Below are 22,356 nucleotides of genomic sequence, written 5' to 3'. Positions count from 1 at the left end.
TCTTCAATATCACACGTATAATCAGAGTTCTAATCCCTTATCTTCTCTTGTTTTTAATACTTTACTAATTTTTTTGATATTTTCACTTTAAATGTAGTGCCATGTATAATAAGCACCTAGAATTTATAGCTAGAAATAAAAAAACTCAAACGGTCTATCCTATCAGACCGTTTGAGTTTTGGCTATGTATGAGCTTATTTAGCGATTGGGTAAACAGATACTTGTCTCTTATCGCGCCCTTTACGCTCAAAACGAACAACGCCTTCAACCTTAGCAAAAAGCGTATCATCTCCACCACGACCAACATTGGCACCTGGATAGATATGAGTTCCACGTTGACGGTAGAGAATTGATCCACCAGTTACAGTTTGACCATCAGCTGCTTTAGCACCGAGGCGTTTGCTTTCTGAGTCACGTCCGTTTGATGTAGAACCTCCACCTTTTTTGTGGGCGAAGTATTGCAAGTTAGAAAGATTAAGTTTAAGCATAGTATTTTCCTTTCGTTGTAAACATTATTGAATAATAGGCTGGGCAACATACTCACTAGAATTTTCAGCAAGATTCTCAAATCCAATCACTACAGATTGAAATAAGGTTTGCCAAACCTGATTTTGTTTAGAAGTCATCCCAGAAGGTTTAGAAGTTCTGAGATAACCACCACCATCTCTTAATTCCACAATTGGCTCCAGTCCAGTCATTACCTCTACAGAATTAATAAAGTTGAGGGTCAGCATAGAAATGGAAGCACAAATCACATCAAAGCCATACTCACCGCTGCCGGCGTGGCCAGTCACTAACATTTCTGACCAACCGGAAGCGTCTCGTATAAATGTAGCTTCAATCATTATGCAAAATTAAGCATTGATAGCGTTGATAACAACTTTAGTGTAAGGTTGACGGTGACCTTGTTTACGGTGACTACCTTTTTTAGGTTTGTACTTGAAGGTAACAACTTTCTTTTGCTTACCTTGCTTCTCAACAGTCCCAACAACAGTAGCACCTTCCACAACTGGAGTACCAACTTTAGTTGTTTCTCCACCAACAAGAACAACGTGATCAAATGTCACTTCTGCTCCTGCTTCAACATCAAGTTTTTCAACATAGATAGCTTGACCAACTTCAACTTTAACTTGCTTACCACCTGTTTTGATGATTGCGTATGTGCTCATCATGCACCTCCTATAAGATTTGATTGTGAAGGAAATCTCCTTCATGTGAAGACTCGCCTTGTATCGTGAGTACAAAACTGCTTAAAACGATAGTCGTGCGGTTGCACAGGATGTGCATACTAGTCAACAATAGTATTTTAGCATTCTCAATTCATTATGACAAGATAAAAGTTTAAACAGATTCTCAGTAAAGAATTATCCTTCTATTCGTGTGACATCGAAACCTTTATCCCATAAAAAAAACGACAAACCAGGACCTAGTCCCAATTTATCGCTTTATAGTTGATGCTACAAATCAGATCAAGGTATAACAACTAAGTCGCTACTTCCTTGTTACTGATAGATTAATCATTGTTTTTAGACTTTGATTTGAATCCAAAGAAGGTCAGGATACCCATAACGATAGACACAAGACCAAAGCTTGAAACAGCTGTAGACATAGCCTGATCACCAGTTTGTGGAAGCTCTTGCTCTGCTACTGGATCGCCCTGCTCAGGGGTCACATTGACAGAGGCAACCGGCTTATTATTCTTTGGAGCTGGTGTTTTTGGTGTAGCCGTGATATCCAATGGTGGTTTTTCTTCATCCGCTGGTGGTGTAGTGATAACTACTACACGGTTCCTGTGCCATTGAGCTGTAGGAACCTCAAGATCAGGAACACCTGGCTCTGTTGGAGGAACTGGTGCTTCTCCTGGTGGCTGAGGAACTGCGACTACCGAATTAACGGCAAACCAGATCGTTGTCGGCAAGTACTGATCATTTCCACCCACAGTGAAGGTGAAAGGCTCACCCTTATAGGTCATTGCCCCTGCACCATAGTAGGCAGTACCAGAACGTGGGGTACCATCTGCATTGATCGCATCCCAACCAGTATCGCCATCACCATTGAAAGTTGCACCGTTAGACTTGTATTGGTTATCCTTATCAGAATAGATAGAATCCCCATGCAATTTGACAGATGAACCAGGAATTTGGATAAATTCATTATTTCCTAGGCTCACTTTTTCAACGTGGTCACCAAAGTCAGTTGTCCAGTGGTTCAACGATGACAAGCTCATGATCGAGCGGTTGTCAGAGAGATCGATTGGATTGCCGTTTTCATCGTAGAAGGTAATCTGCATCGTGATGGAAATTTCATCCTGACGTCCTTCACGTGAAGTTTGTGCTCCAATAAAGATCGTCTTAGTCGGATCATGGTAGAGTTGAACTAAGGCGTTATTATCGTTATTTGTCGTACTATCAAGTTTATAAGTGGAAACAACCTTAGCAATTTTCTTATCGTTATAGGTTGAGTTTTTGATGTTTTCGTAAGTTACGGTAACCGTATCTCCGACATTCATCTTGAACCAAGTATCTTCATTTGGGGCATAGCCATTCTCAGCAGAAAAATCAGCATCTGTATATTTATCGGTGTTATACTGAGCGAGAATATCATCTGTACTGTGTGCTGCTCTGACATCTTTTTTAAGATAGCTATTGACCCCTTCGATAGTAAAGGTTGCTTCTGGTTCATTAGTAAAGATCAATCCTTGAGCTGTCTCAACACGACCAGCACCAATACCTTGATCCACTAATTTCTTATACTCGTCATAGGCAGCCTTTTTAGCTTCATACTCTTTTAGCTGCTCTTGATAAGCGGCAAGATCTGCCTTGTACTTTTCTTGCTCTTGAGGCAACTTAGCTAGAGCTTCATCGTGAGCTGCTTTAGCCTTATTGTACTCCTCAATCGTTTGTTGAATTTTTTGAGCTTGTTCTTTATTATCCGCATCAGCTGCTTCTACAGACGGTTGTACTTGAGGGTCAGCCTCTTCCAAGGCTACACCAGCATCTTGTGCTGCTTGCTTAGCATCCTCTAACTCTTGTGAAGTCACTTCGGATGTTGTTGTCGTTGTATTACCCTCAACCTTTTTATCAACTTCAGTTACTGTAGGAGCAACTGCTGATGATTCTGGTGTCGCAGCTTCTTGATCAGCAGCAGGGGCCACCTCAGCGCTAGCAGGTGCAGCAGATGACGTCTCATCTGCATAAGCATGATCTGCCAAAGCAGCTCCGGATGCCATAACGAGTACCAAGCTACTTAGCAAGGTAACTCTTGAATACTTCTTATTCGACATATTCTTCTCCCTATATGTTAAAAATATTAAGTTACTTTTCAGTAACCTTCTTGTAATAAGTTATCACAATTAATTTAAAGTATCAAGCTTTTTAACTCAGTCTTAAAATTTTTTCAATCCGACAGTAACGCCTGCTCCCTCTATCACTTCTATCATTTCAGCAAACGCCCCTATTTGGAACGTATCACGATTTACCAAAACTTGATAAATCTCACTATTCTCATAATAGAGATAGTTCGTCATCCGGTAACCATTGGCTTGATAAAATGCGAATCGGCTTGCTCGCTGATCAAGATTTGGTGATTCTTCTCCCAGAGGCTCAATAACTAGGTAAATAGGACGATTATCAGCTTTCTCTGCCACAATTTCAAGAATAGAGCTGCCATAGCCTTGTGAACGCTTAGAGGGAGAAACAGCTAAAAACAGGAGGTAGTAAACCTCATCAGACTGAAGGCTATAGGTGAAACCAACAAACTCCCCACCGTCGTAATAAGCCATAAAATCCGCCTGACCAGATTCGGATTTCTCAAGCAACCACTGCCAGTCTAAGCGCTCTTCCGCTGGAAAAGCAGAAAAATAAAGTTCCTGAACCTTATCTCTTATCGAAAGATTCCATTCGCTCTCTGGCAAGATAGTCAATTTGCTTGATAGATTCATTTGTTGCTTTTCTTTCTGTGAATAAAATGTGAACAGGTTTGCCTGATTTGTTGAATCCAACTATGACCAGTTGATCTTTACCAGTGTTTCTTACTTTGGCAACTTGACTAGAATCGGCATCCGAAACAAATACTGAATAGGTCTTTCCATTAGGATAAATACACAAATATCATAACAGCCATTAAAACTCCCAGATATTGCACACTTATAATCTCCTACAATAAGCCCTCAATCATATCATCTACAGCGTCATTTTGACCTTCCGGTGTGATTTCAGAAACCATAATGCCTTGAACAGCACGATCAATAAGGCCTTCAACATCGAGTCGTGCTTCATATTGTTCAACGTTTTTGATCTTTGGATTAGTCTTAGGACGATCAGGAGCAAAGATTGTACAACAGTCTTCAAAGGGCTGGATAGAGATGTCAAAAGTATCGATCTTTTGAGCAATATCAATGATTTCAAGCTTATCCATAGTCACAACTGGACGGATAACAGGGGTATTTGTTACCGCATTGATAGCCGTCATCGACTCCAGAGTTTGACTCGCTACTTGTCCCAGACTTTCCCCATTAATAATCACTAAACCATGACGTTCTTCACGGATACGATCAGTAATACGCATCATAAACCGGCGTGTCAGAGTCATCAAGTATGCTTCAGGCGCTTTAGCCTTGATTTCTTCCTGAATTTCAGTAAAAGGAACTTCGATAAATTGAATATTGCCACCAAATCTCGTCAATTTACGAGTCAAATCATGGGCTTTTTTGAGCGCACCAGGACTAGTATAAGGAGGGCTGGCAAAGTGGACAGCCTCAATATCGACGCCTCGCTTAAGAGCAAGATAACCAGCGACCGGAGAGTCAATCCCACCTGAGAGCATGAGCATACCTTTGCCTGCTGTACCTACAGGCAGTCCACCTGCTCCTTTCACCTCTTCATGTGAGATATAGATAGCTTCCTGTCTGACCTCAACTTTCAAGTTGACATCAGGCTTTTTCATCTGGGCTGTGATAGCTGGCAAAACATCAAAGACAGAGTTACCAAGATATTGGTTGAGCTCACGACTATCTAACTCAAAGTCGTGATCACTACGCTTGGCAGTGATTTTGAAGGTCATACCATCTTGATAAAGATCTGTCATAATCTCTTGAACAGCTTTTTTGAGGATATCCAGATCTTTCTCAACCTTATAAACAGGGGAAAAAGCTTGAATCCCAAAGATGAGCTTGAGACTCTCCGCCACCGTGTGATAATCTGTCCCATTAAGAAAAACATGGCCACGATCCCGATCGGCACTCACCTTAACATCTGGATACACAGATAAAACATCTTGAATCGTCCGCTTGAGCTTGTTGATAAAGCGCATACGGTTTTTTCCCTTAGTTGACAATTCACCATAGCGAATCATAATTTCTGAATACTGTAACATGTTGTATCTTTTTCCTTTTACTCTTGTTCTATTCATCATTACTAAAAACTATTAATCAGAATAAGCCTAAAAAGTCAAAGGATTACCCAAAATGCAATCACACTCTCATTTTTAGCTGCTGACTATCCCGATTAAAAGTATTTATGCTCTTACTTTTTGTGTTCTGTCATACACTTGCTTAAAAATCGTTAGAAACTGCTCTACTTGACTCATATCATTGTCATCATCCAGGCTGATTCGGACAGCTGTCTGAGCGATTTTTGTTGGGACACCCATGGCAATCAGTGTTCCGGCTGGTTTTCCTGCTTTTGAGGAGCAGGCACTGGTAGTTGAAATATAAATCTCATGTTCTTCAAAAGCGTGGACAATGACTTCACCACGAACTCCTTTGATACCAAGCGTTAGGATGTTAGGAGCAAAGTCATCAGTTGGCTCTGAGAAAATATGGATATCCTGATACTGACTCAAAGCCTTGTAAAGAGTTTCCTTCATTTTCGAAATCCTAGGAAGAGCCAGTCCTTCCTTGTCCATAACAAGACGAAGCGCTTTAGCCATACTAGCAATTCCTGCAACATTTTCAGTCGTTGAGCGCATGTCACTCTCTTGACCGCCTCCAGTTAGTAAAGGACTTATACGCTTGCCTGCCTTCTTATAGAGGAAACCAACCCCTCGCACAGCATGAAATTTATGACCTGAAAACGAGGCCAAATCTACACGATCCGTTAAATATCTAGCCGTTGGAATCTTGCCGATAGCCTGAACCGCATCGACATGGAAGGTAATAGTCGGCTTGTCTGCCAAAAGATCTGAAATAGCTTGAATGGGTTGAATAGCACCGATTTCATTATTGACAGCCATAATAGACACTAAGATCGTATCCGAGCGCAAGAGTTGCGCCAAGCTATCTACCTTGACAAATCCTCGTTCGTCAACCGGTGCAAAATCGACATCAAATCCCTGATGAGCTAACCATTGCGCCGTCTCCTTGACAGCCGGATGCTCAACATCTGACACGATGATATGTTTTCCATAAGCCGCTTTTTCAAAAGCAGTTCCTTTTATGGCCCAATTATCACCCTCAGTCCCACCAGAGGTAAAGAAAATCTCTTCTGAAGAGACTCCAAGTAGGGCTGCAATCTGCTGACGAGAGGCCTCTAAGATACGGGTCGACTTATCCCCTAGATTGTGCAAACTAGAGGGATTGCCAAACATCTTTGTCGCTACTTCTTGGTAGGTATGTAAGGCTTCAGAATAGGGCTGGGTCGTTGCTGAGTTATCAAAATAAATCATAATATATCCTCAAAAAATCAATTAGCTTCATTATAGCACAAAAGCCTATCTAGCCCAATTAATTGGAAATTCATAAAAACATAATCACTTCAAGCTAAGTAAAGTGAAGGAGTTTTTTTCAGCCAAAGCGGTTATTTTTTGGTAAACTAGAAGTAAACAATCTATAAGAGATGAGGAAAGACATGTCTGAATATTCACGTTCTCAAAAAAACAATCCAAAGAAGAAAGTTCCAAAAGCCAAGGCGACCAAGAAAATCGTCCACACTACTAAAAAAGGATTTTCAGCTCTGCGTATTACCTTGACGACTATTGGTACCATCTTAGCCATTATTGTATCTTCAATCACACTTTACAACTATACTCACAAGTCTGACAACAAAGATACCGATTCTTCTAAAACCTCTACAACCACTATTATCCGTGAAGAAAAGGATACAGACCAATCACAAAGTCAGACAGATGCCTCTACTAATCAAGGTCAAACCAACCAATCAACAGCGAAAGAAACAGATCAAGGAGGAGACACCCAAACATCTGAATCTAATACTGATACTGCTGATAGTCAAAATGGCAACGATGCTGGCACAACTGATGATGGCGGTGCCAATACGCAAACGCCGGAAGCTCCTGCAGCTCAAGAATAATTGCATACAGCAGAGTAATGAATGATTAAAAGACTAGTAACCTCTCAGGGCAAATCCTTGAGAGGCTTTTTCTAGTCATCCCTATCAGTTGATATCATGAAAGAGAGAGGGACAAAAATCAATAAATCGTGGTAAATTTAGAATAATGCAAAAGAGCCTGAACTTTGTCTCAGACTCTTTGTTGCTCTTATCTAGCAATGACCTGCTCTGCTTATCTCATGGTCACGAATTCTTCCGCTCCGGTTGGGTGAATAGCAACAGTGCTGTCGAGATCAGCTTTAGTAGCTCCCATCTTGATCGCAACTGCGAAGCCTTGAATCATTTCATCGACACCATAACCGATACCGTGGAGACCGACAACTTTTTCATCATCTCCCATGACTACTAACTTCATGCGAGATACTTGACGATGATCAGCCATAGCTGTGTACATGGACGTAAAGGAAGAGCTGTAAGTCTTAATACGATCTTCACCATACTGCTTGATGGCTTGCTCTTCAGTAAGACCGACCATTCCCATGGCCGGGTGGCTAAAGACTACGGTTGGGACATTGGTATAATCCATCTTAGCTGTTGTTTGACCGTTGAAGAGGCGCTCTGACAGCTGACGTCCTGCCTTGATGGCAACTGGGGTTAGCTCGATCTTACCATTGACATCACCGATGGCGTAAACACCTGAAACATTGGTGTTTTCGTATTCATCAGCTTGGATAAAGCCACGCTCGTTAAGAGCCACTCCGGTGTTTTCCAGTCCGTAGCCCTTGGTATTAGCGACACGCCCAATAGCCCAGATAAGGACATCAGTGGTATGTTCCTCACCATTTTCAAAGCTGAGCGTTAGGGAACCATCAGCATTCTTGACCACTGCTTTGGGTACACAATGTTTATGCAGGGTTGGACCGTCTTTTTCCATTTCTTCCATGAGGGCATCCGTTAGGTAATTGTCCCAGTTGCGAAGGGGACGATCCTTACGAACAAAGAGGTGAGCGTCACTACCAAGCGTATGCAGAACACCAGCAATCTCAACACCGATATAACCCGCTCCGACAATAGCCACGCGCTTAGGAACCTCATCTAACTCAAAGAAGCCATCGGAAGTGATACCATACTCAGCTCCTGGAATATCAGGAATGAGGGCGTGCCCACCTGTCGCAATGAGAATATGGGGTGCTGTATAGGTTTCACCGTTAGCTTCTAGGGTGTGGTCATCAAGGAAGGTGGCATAAGCATTCAGTACCTCTACACCATTTGCTGCAAATCCTCGTTCATAAGAACCGTGGATACGGTCAATGTAGGCTTCACGGTTATTTTTCAGGGTTGTAAAATCAAAAGTTGTCTCTCCCACGGTAAAACCGTATTCACCAGCATACTTATGAATAGCTTCAGCAACCTGAGCCCCGTACCACATGACCTTTTTAGGGACACAACCACGGTTGACACAGGTCCCGCCAGTCTCCGCTGCCTCAATCAAGAGCACTTTGGCACCATGTATAGCAGCTCGGTTAGCCGAAGCAATCCCCCCAGAACCACCTCCAAGGACAATATAATCGTATTCTTTTACCATAAGAATCCCTTTCTAAGTGTTAAAGTAGATTTAGAGTATCATAAATGAAAAGGTCAAGCAATTTTCCGCTACGACTATAAAAGGCTGCTGTCGGGTAAAATAGATTACTTTAAAAATGACTAGTTACTGGTACCTTAAAATTTAGTCTTTCCTAAAAGCTATTAATAACTTAGCTTCACTGTCTGAAATTATTTTTACGGAACTAATATTTTTTACTTTGATTCTTTTGATAGAGAAATATGTTTTGCCTTGCTTTCTAAAATTGAAATCTTGACTAGTATTTTTACTTACTTTTTCAAACTCACTTTCTCCTATTTTAAGATTCAAATCTGATACTTTCTCAATCTCATCTCGACTCGCCATCACATATATTGAGCCCTTAAAAGGCTGCTTTAACTCAAAAGTGTCACCTGTTTTTAATTCTACTAATTGTTGAATTTTCAAATCTTTGAGGTCTTCCTTTGATAAATCATTTTGCAGTTCGCTCTTTATTTCAGTTGATGTATCATTAGTCCACAATGAACAACCAACGAAAAAGAAGAAGGTACTAATAAATAATAATATAGCAAGTAATTTTTTCATAAATATCTCCTCATTTTCTATATTCTAAAATATCACCCGGCTGACAATCTAATTCTCGACAAATGTTCATCAATGTCTCAAAACGGATTCCTTTTGCTTTACCAGTTTTTAAAATCGATAAATTAGCTTCTGTTATATTGATTCTTTTAGCAAGTTCTTTAGATGTCATGTTTCTTGACTTAATAACCTCATCTAAATTTATTTTTATTTCTTCCATTTCATTAGATTATCTCCTCATTTTCTTTCCTCAAAGCAATGCCTTTTTGGAATATCATTATAAAAATGAAATTAATTACTAAAAAAATGATATTGATAAAGTAGTCCTTTATAGTAAAAGTATAGAAGTCACTAATCCTATCAATATTACTGCTATTAAGAATAATATGAACCCCTAATTGTAAAATTGTGAAGCTTATTCCTAATATAAAAACAACTTTTAAAATCTTTAAATTAGATTGGTAAAAATATTTATCAAATTGAAAGTTTAATAATAATTTTCTCAAGCAATAAAGAACTACTGACAAAATGCCAGTCATAATTACTAAAATAGTGAGAACTAAAAAAGGAATAATAACTGGCATTGTAATCGTTGAAGAACCATAATCAAAAACAAAGATACCCTGATGATTTTCCTCACTGAATATTACCCCAAAGATCCCCACTATTAGCAAAATAATCAAAGCAACGACTAGAAATTGGAATAAATACAAGATCAGTCTTAACCATTTAAAAATATTTAATTTCATACATCTCTCCTTTTAAATTATTGCCAGACAATAATAATTTCTCTAAAATTATTGTATCACAATAATTTCAAATAACAATATAAACATTTTTCTAAATACCAAAAAGCGACCACCATAGGGCGGCCGCTTGTCAAACAATTTCAATTTCATATACCACTTCTTATACTCATAAAGGATTAGGTAAGCGGTTTTAATATGCTTATAGAGCTATTTACGTCTTATCTACAACTTCTTCTTGTGTCAGTGCTTCCTTCACTGCCTCTGCGACATTTCTAGGTATGCCACAGTTGACGATATCATCCACATCTGCTTCTTGGATCTTAGTCAGGCTTTTATAATGCTTAAGCAGGAGCTGCTTGCGTTTAGGTCCAAGGCCAGGAATGCCGTCCAATTTGGAGCTAAAGCTATTCTTGCTGCGAACCTGACGGTGGAAGGTAATCGCGAATCTATGGACTTCGTCCTGAATACGCTGTAAGAGAAAGAACTCCTCAGAATTTCTTGGCAGATCAATGACTTCCAGAGGATCACCAAAGAGCAATTCATGGGTTTGGTGCCTATCATTTTTTTGAAGACCTGCAATAGGAATATCTAAGCCTAGACGGTCTTGGATGACCTCTTTGGCAATATTGACCTGACCTTGTCCACCATCAATAACGATTAAATCAGGTGGGGTCAAACCATCTCGCATGACCCGACTATAACGCCGATAAATGACCTCACGCATACTGGCGTAGTCATCTGGACCAACAACCGTCTTGATTTTAAACTTACGATAGTCTTTCTTACTGGGTTTCCCATCAACAAAGACAACCATGGCAGCCACTGGACTAGTCCCTTGGATATTGGAGTTATCAAAAGACTCAATACGGTGCGGAGTCGGAATATTCAGCAACTCGCCAATATTTTCAATAGCTCCTTTTGTCTTTTTGATATCCTTTTCCAGCAGGTCAAATTTTTGCTGAAGGCTGACCCTGGCATTCTTAGTCGCTAGATTGACCAACTGCTTCTTCTCGCCACGCTGAGGTTTGATGACCTTAGTACCCACTACTGCTTTGACGAGATTTTCATCGATGTCCTGAGGAATAAAAACCTCTTTTGGCAAGAAGTGCTTGCTCTCACGATAGAATTGACCGACATAGGTGAGAAAATCCTCTTCAGGCTCATTGTAGTAGGGAAACATATTGACATCCCGCTGGATCAGCTTGCCTTGACGGACAAAGAAGACCTGTACACACATCCAGCCCTTGTCGACATAATAGCCAAAGATATCACGATCCATCATATCTTGATTCATGATACGTTGCTTGGTCCGAAGTTTGCTAATGGCTTCAAGCAGGTCACGATACTCAGCTGCCCGCTCAAACTCCATGAGTTCCGAGGCCTTGAGCATTTTCTCCTTAATCTGGTCAATGATCTTATTATCTTTACCATTGAGAAAGTTTTTAACATCTTCTTTGAGGGTATCCCAATACGCTTGATCTGTTTGACAGACGGTATGGGCATTGCACTGTCCTAGATGATAATAAAAGCAAACCTTATTAGCGGGATTGGTACACTTTTTAAAAGGGAAAATACGATCCAGCAAACGCTTAATCTCGGTCGCTGCTCCTGAGTCGGGATAAGGACCAAAATAAATCCCGTCGTTCTTTCGTACCTGTCTCGTAATCATGAGGCGTGGATAGAGCTCATTGGTAATCTTGATATAAGGATAGGATTTATCATCTTTGAGACGGATATTGTACTTGGGCATATTTTCTTGGATGAGGTTAATTTCCAAGAGCAGCGCCTCAGTATTAGACCCTGTCACTATATACTCAAAATCGGCAATTTCTGAGACCAGCATCTCTGTCTTTGTATCATGGCTCCCGTGGAAATAAGACCGTACCCGATTCTTTAAATTTTTTGCCTTACCGACATAGATAATCTTGCCATTTTTGTCCTTATGAATATAGCAGCCAGGATTAGCTGGCAGTAACTCTAACTTATGTTTTATCAGCTCGTTCATAAGACTATTATAACAAATATAAAGAGACAAGACCGCCCAGAGAAATTAAAGAAAACTGACTCTCTATATACTGGTACAGCATAAAAGCAACTGATCGCTTAAACAGTTGTTCAGACTGTAGACAACCTTATTTTCCCAATAAAATGAGACAAGAAGTTCTGCAAGTTTTTCAATACATTTCCTATTTTTGCGAGCAAGGTGAGCATAATCCAGCCAACTCCGTCGTGCTAAAAGTATTAGAAACGCTATGATATAAACGGTTCTAACACTCGGGAATTTTGAGACCTAAGGCTCAAAATTAAGCTATGAAACTCCGAAGGAGGTTGCTAGCGTCCAACAGCACCTAAGGATAGTGGCAAACAATACGTTTGCTTCAAGCTAAACAACCGATCGCTTGAACAGTTTTTTACATAATTATTGTTATGATTAAAATTATAACCAACTCCGCTCTTGAGCTATTCGGACAGCTTCTGTACGATTATTAGCCTCTAATTTCGTAAAAATACTGACCAGATAGTTACGTACTGTCCCATGGGATAGAAATAACTGCTCAGCAATCATTTTATTTGAAAGCCCTTGGGCGACTAGTCGCAAGATATCCTGCTCACGCTGGCTTAAAGGATTTTCCTGATTCACTATATCTTCCATCAACTCTGGAGAATACTCCCTTCCCCCCGATAAGACCTTACGAATCGTTGCCATAAGCTCTGTTGTAGAGCGATCTTTAAGGACATAGGCGTCTACACCTGCCTTAACTGCTCGCTGGAAATAGCCAAGCCTCTTGAAAGTCGTCACAACCACAACCTTCATCTCTCGGTTAGCACGAATCCACTCTAAAACATCTAGCCCGCTTAGCTCAGACATCTCGATATCCAAAATAGCAACATCAATTTCCTGCTCTTGAATCTGTACGATCGCCTCACGGCCATTACCTGCTTGAAAGACTTCGTCTACATCCTCTTCCATGAGAAGGAGTTGACACATAGCATCTCTTAACATAGCTTGATCTTCTGCTACTAGTAAATTCATTGTTCCTTTTTCCACACTTCCTGTAATATCACACTAACCCTGGTAGGCTGTCTAGGGGAAATGATGGCGACTTGTCCATCTACTAACTGTAAGCGCTCCTGAATAGAGTGCAAGTCCTGAGCGTCTAACACTCCAAATCCTTGACCGTCATCTGTTACTTCAATACAGATTCCTTTTTTACGAAAGATACGGATCTGACAATGATGAGCCTGAGCATGTTTAATAACATTGGTGGTCAGCTCCCGTAAAATCATCGTCATACTGGATTGTAAGACAGGGGAGAATTGATCGGTATCCAATTCATTGATCACCTGCAGGGTCACTTCAGAACCCTCAAACATATCTTGAATTGCTGACAATTCTTCTGCAACAGTTCGAAATTTGAGGTTATTAACCAATTCACGAACTTCCTTCATAGATGCCTGACTGATATTGTGCAAGTCTTCTAGTTCCTTGCGCACTGCTAATAAATTAGCCTTATCCAATTGTTTTAGAGCTAACTCTGTTTTCAAAGTTATCATAGCAAAGGTATGGCCTAATGTATCATGGAGGTCACGCCCAATTCGGTTTCGCTCATTTTCGGCCGCTAAAAGATTAATGGTCTTATGCTGCTGATACAATGCTGCTTCTAGCTCAGATTCCTTGCGACTCTTTGCTTCAAGGTAGTAGACACTGCCGATAAAAGTTGGAATAATGGCTAGCATAATGCGATTTCCTGCGACATCAGTCGTTATAGCACCAATAAATCCAGTTCCTACAAGGGCCGCTAAGAAACTAATAAAATAGTAAGACTTAACAGCAGCATTAAAACGCCAAACCAGAAGATTAGCCGTAAAAAAGAAGAACCACATCATTCCGCCTTCTATAAAGCAAGCCATTCCTATGATGTAAGCAAGATGATAAAACCACAGGACAGCTATGCTTTTCTTATACTGATCCTTTAGATGGACAAGCATTAGATAGGCAAAGACGAATAAACTAGACAATAGTAATGTCCAAACAGGATAGCCAAACAAAATAGGCCCTGCAAAAGGAAAAATAGTAAAGATAAGTCCGATATAATATAGAAAATCGGTTCGTTGAAAGGGACGAAACATTAAGCTACCTCTGTTCTCCGTTTAAGAGCAATAGCTGCTCCAGCAGCTATTATAGCATAGGCTGATATAGCAACAAATGCCTGCCAATCGATACTCCCATCTCGAGCAAAGCTCACGACAAACTGATTAACATGATAGATAGGTGTCCACTTCGATAGTACCTGCATCCAATCTGGAAATAGGGTAATAGGCATCCAAGAGCCACCCAGAATAGCCAGACTGAGAAAAGTGATATTACCAACAATAGACCTGATTTGCTCTGATTTTATTTGTGCAATCAAGAGACCAAAGGCTAAAAATAATAGTCCTGCAATTAGTAGCATAACAGCTGAACCAATCCAGCGTTCTATTGGCATAGTCACTCCCCTGACCCAGGCTCCTATTAAAAAGGTCACTAAGATAGCACAGAGAAAATTAAGCGCAACCCTAGCTACCTTTGAAACATAGTACTGCCAAATCGGGAGTCTGGAATGTTCGATATAGGTCAGCCAATGACCCGTTTGATCTTCTGATAGCATTGAAGGAAAGGTAAAAAAGCCAAAACTGGACATGGAAAATCCGGTCATCGTTAACATGTAAGACTGGATAAAAGCATCTTGCTGGACGGGATCTTTGTACATGATCATTCCAGAATAAAAGAGAAAAAAACCAACCGGCATCCCAATAGCCAAGATAAAGACCGGCCAGGACCTCCACATTTTTATTCCTTCAATTTTTAATAAGGCTCTCATTGGCTTCCTCCTTAGTTTGTTCAAATAAAGTATCTAACAAGGTTTTACGATGAATCTCAATATCCTCTATGGTACAGCCAGCTTCTTGTAAGACCTGCCACACTTGGGCTAGATGTTTCGTTGCAAACCTTAAGCTATCCATTTTTTGTTCCACTCGATAGATATCTTCCAACTGCCATATAAGAGGAGCAAATCGAGCCGGCAAAATCACCTCTTTTTCTTGGTCTTCATTACGCATGGTAAAAGGTGTCGTATCACGAATCAACCTTCCTTGATGCAATACTAAAATCCGATCCGCTGTATGCTCCACTTCCTCAATATAATGACTAGAGTATATAATCGTCCGACCATCAGCTTTTAACTGATCAATAATTTCCCAAAATCTTCTGCGAGTCGACGTATCCATGCCGGCAGTCGGTTCGTCTAAAAATATTAGATCAGGTTGACCAATCAAGCAGAGTACAAACGATAACAACCGCTTCTGCCCACCTGATAATTTTTCTGCCAACTGCTCTTTTTGAGAAGCTGAGAAGCCTAAAAGCTGGTCAATAGCAGGATCTATTAAAGGCTTCTTTGCTATTTTTTGAAAAAAACGGATCAATTCTATAACTTTCAACTGTTCAGGAACTTGATTCCTTTGTGGAAGCACAGCCATCCTAGCTTTAAGGTCAGCATGACGAGCATCCAATCCCTCCACCAAAATAGATCCAGATGACAGCCTGAGGTCTCCTAGCAGACAGCGCATCAAGGTCGTCTTCCCAGCGCCATTAGGACCAATCACGGCAACACAATCACCCTTAGAAACTGAAAATGTGATATCCTCTAAAATTCTATGACCCTTAATAACTTTTCCAAGATGGTCAGCTTGTAGAATACGCTCTGTCATCATGACACCTCCTACTTTTTATTTGATCTAAAGATTTCTTTTAAGATATATCGCCATACACTCCAAGCAACAGCTAGACTAATCCCTAGACCCATGACAGTTCCTTGAATTTCAAAGAAACGATCAAACGAATAATGATCAAACCAATTTGTAAACATACTAATAGCCGCACAAATACTTGCTATAACAGAGTATAGGAACCACGATAGTTTAACTGTTGCTTTTTCTTTCTCTTTCATTTTTGCTTCCTCTCTTTCTATTGTAAGTATAGGTCAAAAGATCTTTTACAATTAGTACACGATGTCATGACCCTATATGACAAATGTCAGCTATGAACGACTCAAGGTTCTGCACAAGCAGCTGTTCATTCTATATATTATTTACATAATTTTATTTTTGCAATAAAAAAGTCCTAAAACGAGAACTAGACATGACCAAAATAGTTCCGAATGGTAACATAGGAGAGTTGTGAATCTAATCCTATCTACTCATTTGTTCAAATGAGTAGATAATTTAAAAAATATGTCATCTATAGTTGACAAGTGTCATATATATGATACACTATATCTGTCAGTTATATGTGACAATCTATCGATAGTTGCCATCGACACTACTATTTTCTTACTTTGGAGCATTTATGATAAATCATGTCAAAACGTTTCGCTTGGATAAAGGCCTGTCTCAGCTAGCCCTAGCTAAAACCATTGGAGTCGCTCGACAGACCATTAACCTAATCGAAAATAACAAATATAATCCATCGCTTGATCTCTGTATTAAGATCGCAGAAACTCTGGATACTGATCTTAATACCTTATTTTGGAATAATCGCCACGACTAAAGAAAGGATAAAACTATGAAAAAGAGTAAATTTTGGACAAACGTTTTGAAGCGATTTTACGGCATTAGAGAAATGGATGAATACATTCTTCAAGAAATCAATCGCATCGGCAACAATGCCTTTGTATTTACTTTTTATTATTTGATTACTTCAACATTAATAGCACTGCTCGTATCTTATATAAATGTTACCCTAGCTATCTGGGGCCTAATGTCCTTAAACATTATTGTATTTTTGGGAATATGCTTATACATCATCATTGCGTCAAAGCGTACCAATCTAACCGCTCATTATGTTGAATCAGACGAAATTAAACCAGAAAGAAAGAAAACTATCCGAAATACGATATTCTCCGGGATAATTTTCACAATCCTCTTTTGGCTATTAACAGGGCTGATGGATGCTTTAGATTATCATGAGCAGCTACTAACAGCACTTTTTAGCCTTCAAAGTATCATTAGAACTGTCTTGGCCGGTATCTTTTGGACAGTCACCATGGTGCTCATTATGTTGCAACGTATCAAAAAAGAATACTCGCTAAATAAACCTCCGGTTCATGGTAGAATCGGAGGTTTATTTAGCGAGTATTGTCGTCAAAAGTTCATTATAGTTTGCTACAGTGTAGGTCGGCTGAGCCTGACTGGTATTCTCCTTACCATCAGGATTGTACCAAACCGTATCAATCCCAGCATTGTTACCGCCTTGAATATCACTGAGAAGTCCATCACCAATCATCAGTGCTTGCTGCTTATCAAAGCCATCAATCCGATGCGCAATGCTATCATAGTATTCCTTCTTAGGCTTTTGATAACCCAGATCATCCGAGATAAACACCTGCTCGAAATAATCCCTGATTCCAGAGCGATCTAAACGACCATTTTGGATAAAGGTCACCCCATTGGTCGCAGCAAAAAGACGAAAGCCATGCAAGGCAAGGCTTTCCAAAAGTTCCTTAGCTCCCTCTAAAACCTGCCCCTGCTGACTGAGAAAATGCTGATAACGCTGGGCATAGTACTGACCATCCACATCTTGACCAAAGTGGGCAAACAACCTTGCAAAACGTGTATCGATCAATTCTTGCTTGCTGATCTTGCCCAAGCTCAAATCGTCCCAAAGTCCACGATTCATGGGGACATAGTAGTCCATATAAGCTGCAATATCCGACACTTGCGCCTCAAACAAAAGCTGGCGCAAGGCAAGACTTTCCGCCGCATCAAAATCTAACAAAGTATGATCAAGATCGAAAAGAAGGTATTTGTAGGGCATGATGGTCCTTTCTATAGAGGAATAAGGGTATTATAGCATAAGTTTGGTCGCAAAAATCAACTGATTAGCTTAACTCAGCGAATCAGTTTTTGGCTCCTATCTCAACACTCGAGTCGATTTTAAGCGGCTCTACTTTAAACCTCATGCGCTTTTTTAGCCATATATTTATAAAGAGCTGCATAGCGGGTAGTATAATTAGGTTTCCAAGGCTTGTCTCGACCAGCAAAGTGCAAAAAGACTGTATTTTCAATAACCCAGTCAATATCCCAATCGCCGCCGCTGCGTGCTTGGTACAAACGACTGTATCTGGCATCGTAATTGTAAATCTCATCAGACACAGCTTGTACTCTGTCTGCATAGAGGCCATTTAAGACATCCTGATCAGGCAAAATCAGCTTGGTCCGATTTTTTTCGATATACTCTAAAATATCCTGACGCTCTACAGTTTGATGAATCATAGGAAGATTCATAAGGAGAACACCTGTATTGAAATAAGAGGACTCCATCTCATAATTCTGAAGGCGCAGCTGATTGATCATATCCATAATTTTACTGTCAGCATTATGACTGGCTGCGGCATAGAGATCTTGCCCCAGATCTTGCTGGTAAAACTCTCTAAAATCATTGAGACAGAGGATATCTGCATCCAGATAGAGAATCTTGTTCATATCTTTCGGTAAAAACTCGTGCGCCAGAAGACGATAATAAATAGTATCAGGATAGCGATCTGTCGTCGGGGCATCCTTGAAAGGTTGATCCCCTACAATAATAGGATGGTAATGATAATCTAACGTTTGACAAAAACGAGCTAGCTGGTCGTTCTTCGTTAGGAGTGTTTTTTGCAGAAGATAAACATGCACCTCAGCAGCAGATAGATTTTGCTTAACAGAATAGAGCGTTACTTTAAGCTGCTCGACATAGGCATCATCGACAGTGAACAACAAATTGACTGGCTCCATAACTCAATTCCTTCTTTTTAATACTAGTGCCATTGTAACACGCTCAATCTCAAAAGAAAATACGAGTAACTGATAGAGACAAAAAATTCTATCCAAACTCGGATAGAATTTTTATACAAAACTTGTGCTATTTGGAAAATCAATAGACACTAATATTTCTCCATAAATTATACCAAATCTGCAATCCCGCTCATGAGCTTATCCATAATAACAGAAACAGGTTCGATTTTATCGATCATTGAGATACCAAGTCCAAAGGAGGCAAAACCCTTGGTCAGATCGCCAAAGAGCATGCCATCACGCATGCCATCGTATCCCCGTTGCACTTGGAAAATTTCTTCTTCTGTCGCACCGGCTTTACTCATTTTCAAGAGTTGATTTGGAATATCTCCCGGTAATGAACGATAATAGGCGGGCACTGTACGGTAGAGCAAGAGGTCTGAGGCATCAGCTTTCAAAGCCATTTCTTTGATATTTTGCGCTAAGATAGACTCTTCTGACATCATAAAGGCGGTCCCGACAAACAGTCCTTCTGCACCAAGGGCAAAAGCGGCCCGTGCAGTTCGGCTATCGGCAATACCACCTGCTGCCATGACTGGCACACGCCCTTTAGCTGCATCAACAATCATAGGGACGATTGAGAAGGTTCCTATGGCCTTACCTGGAACTGTCCCGCCTTCATCAAAACCAGTCGCCACAATGATATCAGCACCGCCTTGGATGGCCTCTTCCGTATTTTCAACCGTTGGATTTTCGGCACGAAAGACAATTTTGATGCCTTTGTCTTTAATTTTCTTTGCCCAAGTAGCAGAAAACTCTCCACCCCAGATAGCGACTTCTACGCCTTCTTCAGCCATAAGATCAAGCATCGGTTCTGTAAAAATATCAGTCAGCTCATATCCAGGGGAAATATTGATTCCCAGCGATTTATCCGTAATGCCACGTGCAATATGGATCTCACGGCGCATATTTTCAATCGTTTCTTCTACTGTTGTCGCCGCAACTTTTTGACCAGCACTGATACCAAGGACACCCAGACCACCAGCTGCGCTGACTGCACCTGCATATTTCCCATCAGTTAACCAAGCCAAGGGTCCCTGAATGATTGGCTTTTCAATGCCTAAGATTTCTGTTACACGATTTGTCATAAGCTGACCTCGATTCTATCCTAAATTCACCTCTATGGTACCGCTGTCATTTTAGTAGGTCAAGGAACATTTAGGCCTCTTTTGTCACTTAAGTGACAAATTAATCAAGACTGTCACCTAGTCTTCCTTTCGCACACCATATTGATAAGGGAGCCCTAGATTTTCACGGAGAGTATCTCCTTCATAATCGGTATGGAAAATACCTCGTTCTTGCAAAATTGGGACAACTTCATCGACAAAGCGCTTAAGATCTGTTTCATAGACATCAGGCATAACCCAGAAGCCATCGGCAGCGCCGCTTTCAAACCACTCGGTCATGTGGTCAGCAATGTCTTCCGCTGTCCCTACTGCTGCAGGGTGGTAGTCGATGACTGAGTGGTAAACCACTTCACGAAGAGTCCAGCCCTCACGCGCCACCCGGATGATATTTTCAGTCCGTGGGTCACTGTAGGGCGTAATAGCCACGCTATCTAGAATTTCAGGATTGATAGGCTTTTCAATATCAGCCATAGTAAAGTTAACGCCCAGGGCATAGCCGATATGAGCGACTCGTTGGTAGAAGGTCTCCTCATCGATCCATCTGGCATGACGCTCCAGAGCATCTTTTTTACTATCACCGATCAGGGGCATAACTCCTGCGATAAAAGCAATGGCATCAGACTTTCTACCATTTGCGACAGCAGCTTGACTAAGGGCTTGGCGCATAGCTTTCCCCTGCTCAATCGTCCAGACCTCCCCAACATAGACATCTGCCTCTTTGCCAGCAAAGGCCACACTATTGCTGGAGCCGCCTGAGTGAAAAATCGGTGGTTGCCCCTGTTTTGATGGGGGGATTGGTAAGGTTCCAGAGGTCGACACATAATCCCCCTCAAAAGAGATAGACTTGACCTTATCATAGTCCGCAAACGCTTGCTTGTCAGAATCCAATTTCAGCGCATCTTCGCCCCATGTGGCCCATAATCTTTGAACTGCCTCGACAAATTCACTGGCTTTTCCGTAGCGGTCAAAGCTAGATGGCAGGTTCACTCCGTAAGCATTAGCACTCACTCCGTTAGCACCAGTCACAGCATTCCAAGCCGCACGACCCTTACTGATAGCGTCTAGTGTCTTGAATTGTCTAGCGACTTCATAAGGATTGTTCCAAGAGGTCGCCCTGGTAATCCCTAGACCAATATGCTTGGTCTGACTGGCAATGACAGTGGCGATCAGCAAAGGATCCATCCCCATAGTCTGCATATCTGCATCTGTCACCGCTTTGGTCCCAGGAAAATCACCAAAGAACATAAACTGGAATTTCCCTTTTTCAGCTAGCTGCGCCGCTTTGACATCTACCGAAATATCTGGATAGTCGGTCATATGAACCTCTGGATCCATCCAAGATTTAAAATTTAAGCCTGCTGCACCAAACATAGCGAGCCCCAGTAACATCTGTTCCTTAGTTTCTGTCATCTTAATCTCCTATCTTCTCTTACATAAGCATTGAAGAGATCCTTCCCTTTTAGTATACTATCTATATTACACTTGTCATTTAAATGAAGCAACAAACAGTTATTTGCTATCTGTCACTTAAATGACAGTATTGAAAGGACTGTCATCTTGAAAAAAGACCTACGCTTTGAAAAAACTGAAAAAAACCTTCAAGAGGCTTTATTGAACTTACTGCAAACCAAAGAAATCGCTAAAATCTCCGTCAAAGAAATTTGTCAGCTAGCTCAGATATCAAGAAATGCTTTTTACCAACACTATGAAACCAAGGAACATCTCTACAACAGCCTACTTCAAGAAATTTTAATTTCAATGGAAGAAGCCTGCCGTCCAGTAGCCAAGGATCTTAACCATATCACTCCTGCAGAAAATCGACTGTTTCCGGACAACATTCTGCTAGCTGTCGAAAAAAATCGCTTCATCATCCATCAGCTTCTAACCAGTCAGCCAGCAAGTTTTTCTGCTGCCTTTCAACAAATGATTGTCACGACTAATCTAAACGGTAGCAAAGAGCGTGGCTTGGAGATTGAACCAGCCGCCATTCATATCTTCTCTGGTGCCATCGCAGCCTTTGTCAACTACTGGCTCCTTGAGACCGATCTGAGCCTTGAAGAGGCGCAGGATAAACTCTATACCATTGTTGGAGACATCAGACTAGTCTAATCGATTTCCTCTCATGTCTAAAGGCCTCGTTCATCATGAACGGGGCCTTT

At 40.9% G+C, this 22,356-nt stretch carries 24 protein-coding genes, 1 pseudogene and 1 other annotated feature; of the genes and pseudogenes, 4 read left to right on the top strand and 21 right to left on the bottom strand.

What is annotated here, in order from left to right:
- Window positions 1–194: 194 nt before the first annotated feature.
- The 7 genes from rpmA to AC4HAJ_RS01890 all read right to left on the bottom strand — a co-directional run bounded on the left by rpmA (window position 195) and on the right by AC4HAJ_RS01890 (window position 6,663).
- Window positions 195–488 carry a 50S ribosomal protein L27 gene (rpmA, locus tag AC4HAJ_RS01920; protein ID WP_447452327.1) on the bottom strand — a complete coding sequence of 98 codons (294 nt, stop codon included), beginning with the start codon at window positions 486–488 and terminating at the stop codon, window positions 195–197.
- A 24-nt stretch (window positions 489–512) separates the two neighbouring features.
- On the bottom strand, window positions 513–845 hold the full coding sequence (locus tag AC4HAJ_RS01915) for a ribosomal-processing cysteine protease Prp (RefSeq protein ID WP_491078459.1): 333 nt from the start codon (window positions 843–845) through the stop codon (window positions 513–515).
- 9 nt (window positions 846–854) lie between these two features.
- A complete protein-coding gene (gene rplU / locus AC4HAJ_RS01910) occupies window positions 855–1,169 on the bottom strand; it encodes a 50S ribosomal protein L21 (protein WP_491078486.1) in 315 nt (104 codons plus the stop codon).
- A 39-nt stretch (window positions 1,170–1,208) separates the two neighbouring features.
- Window positions 1,209–1,282, bottom strand: a sequence feature (ribosomal protein L21 leader region).
- 231 nt (window positions 1,283–1,513) lie between these two features.
- Window positions 1,514–3,283, bottom strand: a complete 1,770-nt coding sequence (locus AC4HAJ_RS01905; protein WP_491078458.1) for a GbpC/Spa domain-containing protein — start codon at window positions 3,281–3,283, stop codon at window positions 1,514–1,516.
- Window positions 3,284–3,385: 102 nt separating this feature from the next.
- Complete coding sequence (locus tag AC4HAJ_RS01900; RefSeq protein ID WP_491078457.1) at window positions 3,386–3,940, bottom strand: GNAT family N-acetyltransferase; 555 nt, start codon at window positions 3,938–3,940, stop codon at window positions 3,386–3,388.
- 215 nt (window positions 3,941–4,155) lie between these two features.
- Window positions 4,156–5,373, bottom strand: a complete 1,218-nt coding sequence (gene thiI, locus AC4HAJ_RS01895; protein WP_491078456.1) for a tRNA uracil 4-sulfurtransferase ThiI — start codon at window positions 5,371–5,373, stop codon at window positions 4,156–4,158.
- 141 nt (window positions 5,374–5,514) lie between these two features.
- On the bottom strand, window positions 5,515–6,663 hold the full coding sequence (locus AC4HAJ_RS01890) for a cysteine desulfurase family protein (RefSeq protein ID WP_491078455.1): 1,149 nt from the start codon (window positions 6,661–6,663) through the stop codon (window positions 5,515–5,517).
- Between the two features lie 182 nt (window positions 6,664–6,845).
- Here AC4HAJ_RS01890 and AC4HAJ_RS01885 point away from each other — a divergent pair, with 182 nt between their 5' ends.
- Window positions 6,846–7,307: a DUF6556 family protein gene (locus AC4HAJ_RS01885; protein WP_491078454.1), complete on the top strand. Its 462-nt coding sequence runs from the start codon at window positions 6,846–6,848 to the stop codon at window positions 7,305–7,307.
- 211 nt (window positions 7,308–7,518) lie between these two features.
- Here AC4HAJ_RS01885 and gorA read toward each other — a convergent pair whose 3' ends face one another.
- The 10 genes from gorA to AC4HAJ_RS01835 form a co-directional block, all read right to left on the bottom strand.
- The gene (gorA, locus tag AC4HAJ_RS01880; RefSeq protein ID WP_491078453.1) at window positions 7,519–8,871 is read right to left on the bottom strand and encodes a glutathione-disulfide reductase; all 1,353 of its coding nucleotides are present in this window, start codon (window positions 8,869–8,871) and stop codon (window positions 7,519–7,521) included.
- Between the two features lie 141 nt (window positions 8,872–9,012).
- Window positions 9,013–9,453, bottom strand: a complete 441-nt coding sequence (locus AC4HAJ_RS01875; RefSeq protein WP_491078452.1) for a hypothetical protein — start codon at window positions 9,451–9,453, stop codon at window positions 9,013–9,015.
- 10 nt (window positions 9,454–9,463) lie between these two features.
- Window positions 9,464–9,670, bottom strand: coding sequence for a helix-turn-helix domain-containing protein (locus tag AC4HAJ_RS01870; protein ID WP_491078451.1), 207 nt, complete (start codon window positions 9,668–9,670; stop codon window positions 9,464–9,466).
- Window positions 9,671–9,674: 4 nt separating this feature from the next.
- Window positions 9,675–10,199 (bottom strand): DUF2975 domain-containing protein, encoded by a 525-nt coding sequence (locus tag AC4HAJ_RS01865; RefSeq protein WP_491078450.1) that lies wholly within the window; start codon window positions 10,197–10,199, stop codon window positions 9,675–9,677.
- Between the two features lie 211 nt (window positions 10,200–10,410).
- Window positions 10,411–12,204: an excinuclease ABC subunit UvrC gene (uvrC, locus tag AC4HAJ_RS01860; RefSeq protein WP_491078449.1), complete on the bottom strand. Its 1,794-nt coding sequence runs from the start codon at window positions 12,202–12,204 to the stop codon at window positions 10,411–10,413.
- 432 nt (window positions 12,205–12,636) lie between these two features.
- Window positions 12,637–13,233 carry a response regulator transcription factor gene (locus AC4HAJ_RS01855; RefSeq protein WP_491078448.1) on the bottom strand — a complete coding sequence of 199 codons (597 nt, stop codon included), beginning with the start codon at window positions 13,231–13,233 and terminating at the stop codon, window positions 12,637–12,639.
- Window positions 13,230–14,330, bottom strand: a complete 1,101-nt coding sequence (locus AC4HAJ_RS01850; protein WP_491078447.1) for a sensor histidine kinase — start codon at window positions 14,328–14,330, stop codon at window positions 13,230–13,232. The genes AC4HAJ_RS01855 and AC4HAJ_RS01850 overlap by 4 nt, the downstream gene beginning before the upstream one ends.
- A complete protein-coding gene (locus AC4HAJ_RS01845) occupies window positions 14,330–15,061 on the bottom strand; it encodes an ABC transporter permease (protein ID WP_491078446.1) in 732 nt (243 codons plus the stop codon). The genes AC4HAJ_RS01850 and AC4HAJ_RS01845 overlap by 1 nt, the downstream gene beginning before the upstream one ends.
- Entirely contained in the window at window positions 15,039–15,947 is a 909-nt protein-coding gene (locus tag AC4HAJ_RS01840; RefSeq protein ID WP_491078445.1) for an ABC transporter ATP-binding protein, read from the bottom strand. Before AC4HAJ_RS01840 ends, AC4HAJ_RS01845 begins: the two co-directional genes overlap by 23 nt.
- Before the next feature lie 11 nt (window positions 15,948–15,958).
- Window positions 15,959–16,186 (bottom strand): hypothetical protein, encoded by a 228-nt coding sequence (locus tag AC4HAJ_RS01835; protein WP_491078444.1) that lies wholly within the window; start codon window positions 16,184–16,186, stop codon window positions 15,959–15,961.
- Between the two features lie 398 nt (window positions 16,187–16,584).
- Between AC4HAJ_RS01835 and AC4HAJ_RS01830 the strand changes: the two genes are divergently transcribed.
- Window positions 16,585–16,785: a helix-turn-helix transcriptional regulator gene (locus AC4HAJ_RS01830; protein ID WP_491078443.1), complete on the top strand. Its 201-nt coding sequence runs from the start codon at window positions 16,585–16,587 to the stop codon at window positions 16,783–16,785.
- Window positions 16,786–16,800: 15 nt separating this feature from the next.
- Window positions 16,801–17,298, top strand: a pseudogene (locus tag AC4HAJ_RS01825) (DUF6773 family protein); the annotation flags it as partial.
- Between the two features lie 60 nt (window positions 17,299–17,358).
- Here AC4HAJ_RS01825 and pynA read toward each other — a convergent pair.
- From pynA to AC4HAJ_RS01805, 4 genes are all read right to left on the bottom strand, one after another.
- Complete coding sequence (pynA, locus tag AC4HAJ_RS01820) at window positions 17,359–18,051, bottom strand: pyrimidine 5'-nucleotidase PynA (RefSeq protein ID WP_491078442.1); 693 nt, start codon at window positions 18,049–18,051, stop codon at window positions 17,359–17,361.
- 134 nt (window positions 18,052–18,185) lie between these two features.
- A complete protein-coding gene (locus AC4HAJ_RS01815) occupies window positions 18,186–19,010 on the bottom strand; it encodes a glycosyltransferase family 8 protein (protein WP_491078441.1) in 825 nt (274 codons plus the stop codon).
- A 167-nt stretch (window positions 19,011–19,177) separates the two neighbouring features.
- Window positions 19,178–20,158 (bottom strand): NAD(P)H-dependent flavin oxidoreductase, encoded by a 981-nt coding sequence (locus AC4HAJ_RS01810; protein WP_491078440.1) that lies wholly within the window; start codon window positions 20,156–20,158, stop codon window positions 19,178–19,180.
- A gap of 117 nt (window positions 20,159–20,275) precedes the next feature.
- The gene (locus AC4HAJ_RS01805) at window positions 20,276–21,607 is read right to left on the bottom strand and encodes an NtaA/DmoA family FMN-dependent monooxygenase (RefSeq protein WP_491078439.1); all 1,332 of its coding nucleotides are present in this window, start codon (window positions 21,605–21,607) and stop codon (window positions 20,276–20,278) included.
- A gap of 147 nt (window positions 21,608–21,754) precedes the next feature.
- Between AC4HAJ_RS01805 and AC4HAJ_RS01800 the strand changes: the two genes are divergently transcribed.
- Window positions 21,755–22,306 carry a TetR/AcrR family transcriptional regulator gene (locus tag AC4HAJ_RS01800; protein ID WP_491078438.1) on the top strand — a complete coding sequence of 184 codons (552 nt, stop codon included), beginning with the start codon at window positions 21,755–21,757 and terminating at the stop codon, window positions 22,304–22,306.
- Window positions 22,307–22,356: the final 50 nt, after the last annotated feature.

Source organism: Streptococcus sp. ALY_211 (assembly GCF_058314555.1).
The sequence above is the reverse complement of the archived record's forward strand: the minus strand, read 5'-3'. Positions and strand labels throughout refer to the sequence as shown.

Bases quoted from the DNA above. Each gene is read 5' to 3' on its own strand.
- rpmA (WP_447452327.1), bottom strand. From the start codon at position 488: ATGCTTAAACTTAATCTTTCTAACTTGCAATACTTCGCCCACAAAAAA.
- AC4HAJ_RS01915 (WP_491078459.1), bottom strand. From the start codon at position 845: ATGATTGAAGCTACATTTATACGAGACGCTTCCGGTTGGTCAGAAATG.
- rplU (WP_491078486.1), bottom strand. From the start codon at position 1,169: ATGAGCACATACGCAATCATCAAAACAGGTGGTAAGCAAGTTAAAGTT.
- AC4HAJ_RS01905 (WP_491078458.1), bottom strand. From the start codon at position 3,283: ATGTCGAATAAGAAGTATTCAAGAGTTACCTTGCTAAGTAGCTTGGTA.
- AC4HAJ_RS01900 (WP_491078457.1), bottom strand. From the start codon at position 3,940: ATGAATCTATCAAGCAAATTGACTATCTTGCCAGAGAGCGAATGGAAT.
- thiI (WP_491078456.1), bottom strand. From the start codon at position 5,373: ATGTTACAGTATTCAGAAATTATGATTCGCTATGGTGAATTGTCAACT.
- AC4HAJ_RS01890 (WP_491078455.1), bottom strand. From the start codon at position 6,663: ATGATTTATTTTGATAACTCAGCAACGACCCAGCCCTATTCTGAAGCC.
- AC4HAJ_RS01885 (WP_491078454.1), top strand. From the start codon at position 6,846: ATGTCTGAATATTCACGTTCTCAAAAAAACAATCCAAAGAAGAAAGTT.
- gorA (WP_491078453.1), bottom strand. From the start codon at position 8,871: ATGGTAAAAGAATACGATTATATTGTCCTTGGAGGTGGTTCTGGGGGG.
- AC4HAJ_RS01875 (WP_491078452.1), bottom strand. From the start codon at position 9,453: ATGAAAAAATTACTTGCTATATTATTATTTATTAGTACCTTCTTCTTT.
- AC4HAJ_RS01870 (WP_491078451.1), bottom strand. From the start codon at position 9,670: ATGGAAGAAATAAAAATAAATTTAGATGAGGTTATTAAGTCAAGAAAC.
- AC4HAJ_RS01865 (WP_491078450.1), bottom strand. From the start codon at position 10,199: ATGAAATTAAATATTTTTAAATGGTTAAGACTGATCTTGTATTTATTC.
- uvrC (WP_491078449.1), bottom strand. From the start codon at position 12,204: ATGAACGAGCTGATAAAACATAAGTTAGAGTTACTGCCAGCTAATCCT.
- AC4HAJ_RS01855 (WP_491078448.1), bottom strand. From the start codon at position 13,233: ATGAATTTACTAGTAGCAGAAGATCAAGCTATGTTAAGAGATGCTATG.
- AC4HAJ_RS01850 (WP_491078447.1), bottom strand. From the start codon at position 14,330: ATGTTTCGTCCCTTTCAACGAACCGATTTTCTATATTATATCGGACTT.
- AC4HAJ_RS01845 (WP_491078446.1), bottom strand. From the start codon at position 15,061: ATGAGAGCCTTATTAAAAATTGAAGGAATAAAAATGTGGAGGTCCTGG.
- AC4HAJ_RS01840 (WP_491078445.1), bottom strand. From the start codon at position 15,947: ATGACAGAGCGTATTCTACAAGCTGACCATCTTGGAAAAGTTATTAAG.
- AC4HAJ_RS01835 (WP_491078444.1), bottom strand. From the start codon at position 16,186: ATGAAAGAGAAAGAAAAAGCAACAGTTAAACTATCGTGGTTCCTATAC.
- AC4HAJ_RS01830 (WP_491078443.1), top strand. From the start codon at position 16,585: ATGATAAATCATGTCAAAACGTTTCGCTTGGATAAAGGCCTGTCTCAG.
- pynA (WP_491078442.1), bottom strand. From the start codon at position 18,051: ATGCCCTACAAATACCTTCTTTTCGATCTTGATCATACTTTGTTAGAT.
- AC4HAJ_RS01815 (WP_491078441.1), bottom strand. From the start codon at position 19,010: ATGGAGCCAGTCAATTTGTTGTTCACTGTCGATGATGCCTATGTCGAG.
- AC4HAJ_RS01810 (WP_491078440.1), bottom strand. From the start codon at position 20,158: ATGACAAATCGTGTAACAGAAATCTTAGGCATTGAAAAGCCAATCATT.
- AC4HAJ_RS01805 (WP_491078439.1), bottom strand. From the start codon at position 21,607: ATGACAGAAACTAAGGAACAGATGTTACTGGGGCTCGCTATGTTTGGT.